This window comes from Amycolatopsis rhizosphaerae (assembly GCF_007713715.1).
GTDB lineage: Bacteria > Actinomycetota > Actinomycetes > Mycobacteriales > Pseudonocardiaceae > Amycolatopsis_E > Amycolatopsis_E rhizosphaerae.
The window spans coordinates 1-3,498 of the sequence record NZ_VJWX01000642.1 but is presented as its reverse complement, the minus strand read 5'-3'; the positions used below and the strand labels follow the sequence as shown (position 1 = coordinate 3,498).

The following is a 3,498-nucleotide window of genomic DNA, read 5'->3' as shown; positions in this document are numbered from 1 at the left end:
GGACCGGGGTGTCCGGATAGGCCAGCCGTGCCGCGTCGGCCGCCGCCTGACGGGACGGGTAGTGCTTGGTGCTCACCAGCACCAGCGGCTCCTTCGCCTCCGGATGCTCGACGTAGCGCCATTTCCACCGCGGGCCCGGCTCGGCCCAGCATTCCAGGTGCGCCGGGACCGGTTCCGCCGCGCCGCCCTGCGGGCGGGATCGGCGGGCCGCCGCCCTGAGGTCGGCCCTGGTGATCTCGCCGAAGCCGCCCCGGGTGTGGCGGGCCGCCCTGGCCAGGAAGTAGGCGAGAAGCCCGGCGAGCCACGGCAGGGTCAGGACCAGGGCGCGGAACGCGTACACGACGGAGGTGATCGGCACCAGCAGCGTCCGGGCGATCACGTCGTCGGCGGCGGCCACGACGAGCAGGACGTAGAAGCACAGCAGCCCCACCCCGGTGCCCAGCCGGGCGGGGTGGTCGCGCGGCCGGTCGAGCAGCTGGTGATCGGCCCGGTCGCCGGTGCACCACCGCTCCAGCAGCGGCCACAGGTACAGCAGCAGGAAGGTCAGCGCGCCCAGGACGACTCCGGGGAAGAACGGCGAGGGCACCAGGTAGCCGAAGATCCGGAACCCGGCCGAGGGGAACAACCGCAGCGCGCCCTCCTCCCACGCCACGTACCAGTCGGGCTGGGCCGGAACGGTGGCGCTCGCCGGGTTGAACGGCCCGTACAGCCACACCGGGTTGATCTGGAACAGCCCGCCGAGTCCGAAAAGGACGGCGAGCACCGCCAGGAACAGCGCGAGCGTGCGGATGGTGTAGGCGGGCCAGAGCCGGGAGCCGACGACGTTGCGTTCCCGCCGTCCCGGCGCCGGGAACTGGGTGTGCTTCTGCCGGATCAGGATCAGCATGTGCGCGGTGATCAGGACCGCCAGCAGCGCGGGCACCAGGAACACGTGCGCGACGAACATCCTCGGCACGGTCTGGTCGGCCGGGAACTCGCCGCCGAAGAGCAGGAACGCCAGCCACGCCCCGGCCAGTGGCACCGACTGGGTCACCGAGTACGCGATGCGCAGCCCGGTCCCGGACAGCAGGTCGTCCGGCATCGAATAGCCGGTGAACCCGTTGAGCAGTGCCAGGGCCAGCATGGTCACCCCGATCAGCCAGTTCACCACGCGGGGCCTGCGGAACGCGCCGGTGAAGAAGATCCGGCACAGGTGCAGCACGATCGCGGCGATGAACACCAGCGCTGCCCAGTGGTGGGTCTGCCGGATCAGCAGTCCGGCGCGCACGTCCTGGCTCAGCGAGATCGCCGAGGCGTAGGCGGCCGAGGTGAGTTTGCCGTTCATCGGCTCGAAACTGCCGCGGTAGACCGTTTGCGCCGTGCTGGGATCGAAGAACAGCGCCACGAAGGTGCCCGTGAGCACGAGGACGACGAACGAGTACAGCGCGATTTCCCCGAACATGAACGTCCAGTGATCGGGGAAGATCTTCTCGAACGCCTTGCGCAGGAACGGCGCGAGGCGCAGGCGGGAGTCGGCGGCGGTCACCACCCTGCGCACGGTCATGGCCTGCTCCAGTACCCGGGCCCCGGCGGGGAGGTGAAGTCGCCGGAGGCCCGCAGGTAGCCGTCGGCGTCGACGAAGATCGGCAGGCCGGGCAGCGGCCGCGACGCCGGGCCCGCGACCGGCCGCGCCGCCCGCAGGAGGTTGAACACCGACTGGTGGCACGGGCACAGGACCTGCCCGGTGCCCTCCAGGTACAGCGCGACGGCGCACCCGGCATGGGTGCACAGCAGTGAGTACGCCACGATCCCGCCGACCTGCCCGCCCGGCGGCGGGTCCTGCAGCCGCGCCGGATCGAGCCGGACGAGGAAGGCGGGCGCGTCCCCGGCGTCCGGGTGGTGCTCGGGGTAGACGATCTCGATGGACTGCGCGGACACGTCCTCGGGGCGGACCGGACGGCCGCTGCGGTCGATCAGGCGCACCCCGCCTGCCCGCCACGGCGTCTCGGCCAGTGCCTTGGGGGGAAGCGCGCCGCCCTGGGGCTGCAGCAGCGAGCGCAGCGGGAACAGCAGGGCCACCGTGATCGTGCCCCCGGCGAGGCCGAACAGCCGGACGAGCCACCGTCGCCGCCGGGGCCGACCGACGTCGACGAGCTGGTCGACCACCTCGCTGCGTTCCACCTCCGGCGAGGAGAACCCTTCGTGCTCCTCCACGTGGCCGCCGGAGGGCAGCAGCCGGACCGCCCACAGCCCGAGGCCGGCCGCGAGCCCGCCGAAGGCGACGGCGAGTGAAGCGCCCTCGAACTGGGTCTGGCCGCCGAGCACGAAGAACACCGCGAAGGCGATCCCGCCGAGCGCGGCGAGGGCGAAGGAGGCGAAGATCGCCCACTCCGTCTGGCGTGTCCTCTGTGGTCCGGTGGGCACTGGGCCCTGCTTCCCAGCCGCCGCACCACGAGCACCACCAGCAGCAGGCCGAGGCCCCAGCCGACCGCGCCCTCGGTGATCGGGCCGATGCGGCCCAGCGACAGGCCGCCGCGGTCGGGATTCCCCTGTTTCCCCTGCAGGTAGCCGAGGTAGGCGATGATGCCGTTGAGCTGGTCGTCGGGCAGCTGCCCCCGGGTGAAGGCGGGCATCAGGAGCGGACCCACTCGCACGGCCTCCGCGATCTGGGTGGGCGTGGCCCGGAACAACGCGGGCGCGACCTGCCCGCCGGTCAGCGGGCCGCCCACCCCGGTGCTCGAATGGCAGGCGGCGCAGTTGGCCAGGTAGGCCTCCTGCCCGGTGCGCAGGTCGCCGGGTCCGACCTGCGGGATCTGGGGGCCGCCGGGGCCGAAGCCCGCGACGTAGGCGACCAGGGCCTGGATGTCGGCGGGCCCGAACTTGGCGTCCTGGTGCTGGGGTTCGGCCTGTTCGGTGCGCAGCGGCATCCGCCCGGTGCTCAGCTGGAAGTCCACCGAGGCGGGCCCGGTGCCGGTCAGCGACGGGCCGCGCTGCGTGCCCTGCCCGGCCGGACCGTGGCAGCTCGCGCAGTTCTGCTGGTACAGCTCGCGTCCCCGGTCGGGCGCGGGCTGCGCGAGGCCGGGACCCGTCGCCTTCACGGTTCCGGCGTCGCCGCTCGCGGCGAGCGTGGGTACCAGCAGGAGGAACCCGAGTACCGCGACGGCGGCGAGCAGGCGGCGCGACCGGCCACCGCGGTGCCGGGCCAGGTGCACGGTTCCCCCTTTCATTTCAGTGTGAACAGGTAGGCCGCGATGTCGCGGGCGTCCAGCGGGCTCACCCCGAGGTTCGGCATGGCGGTGCCGGGCTCGACCCCGCGCGGATCGCGGATCCAGCGCTGGAGGTTGTCGCCGTTGTTGGGGAGTTCGCCCGCGATGTAGGAGCGGGCCCCGAAACGGGTCAGCGGCGGCCCGACCAGACCGGTGGCACCGGAGACGCCGGGCACCGTGTGGCAGGACCCGCAGCCGTACTGCCGGATCAGCTGCGCGCCGCGGGCGGGGGAGCCGAGCGGCACCTCGGGGG

General features: G+C 73.1%; 3 protein-coding genes and 1 pseudogene. All 4 read right to left on the bottom strand.

Going from position 1 to position 3,498, the window contains the following annotated elements:
• The coding region (gene qcrB, locus FNH05_RS39840; RefSeq protein ID WP_144593087.1) for a cytochrome bc1 complex cytochrome b subunit at positions 1-1,543 on the bottom strand (1,543 nt) is incomplete at its 3' end.
• A complete protein-coding gene (locus FNH05_RS39660; RefSeq protein WP_144593086.1) occupies positions 1,540-2,403 on the bottom strand; it encodes a ubiquinol-cytochrome c reductase iron-sulfur subunit in 864 nt (287 codons plus the stop codon). The genes qcrB and FNH05_RS39660, both read right to left, overlap by 4 nt.
• Before the next feature lie 65 nt (positions 2,404-2,468).
• Positions 2,469-3,206 (bottom strand): annotated as a pseudogene (qcrC, locus tag FNH05_RS40130) (cytochrome bc1 complex diheme cytochrome c subunit); the annotation flags it as partial.
• Positions 3,203-3,498: c-type cytochrome (locus FNH05_RS34720; protein WP_144593085.1), on the bottom strand; the 296-nt coding region annotated here is incomplete at its 5' end. The gene FNH05_RS34720 and the pseudogene qcrC, both read right to left, overlap by 4 nt.